This window comes from Polaromonas sp. P1_G2 (assembly GCF_056405515.1).
Genome location: NZ_JBFUBY010001827.1, coordinates 1 through 352, shown reverse-complemented (window position 1 = coordinate 352; position 352 = coordinate 1). Strand labels below are relative to the sequence as shown.

At 63.6% G+C, this 352-nt stretch carries 1 protein-coding gene; it reads left to right on the top strand.

The window, feature by feature from the left end; all coding sequences use genetic code 11:
• Positions 1 to 33: 33 nt before the first annotated feature.
• A partial coding sequence (locus AC1D0P_RS32785) for a hypothetical protein (protein ID WP_477680532.1) occupies positions 34 to 352 on the top strand: 319 nt, incomplete at its 3' end.

The window sequence follows — 352 nt, the reverse complement described above, 5'->3', positions numbered from 1 at the left end:
GGGCGGATCGGCCGCTTCCTAAGGGGAACCCGCATGCCATTTTCATTATCCGTCCGCGCTGCGGCCGCCGGACTGACGCTGCTCACCGCCTTTTCCATGCCGGCGGTCGTTCGCGCCGACGACGCCGTGACCGCCGACGACGACAAGCCAGCGGCGGATGACAAGTCTGCGCCAGATGACAAATCTGCGGCAGATGACAAATCCGCTGCGGATGACAAGGGCGACAAGGCGGACGAAGGCACACCACTGATCGCGATCGAAACCGAGAGCAAGCTGCAAAGCGATAACGGCCTTGGGAGGCCGCATACGTCGGCTGTCTTCGCCACGGTCGAGCCGGAGATCACCGTCAACC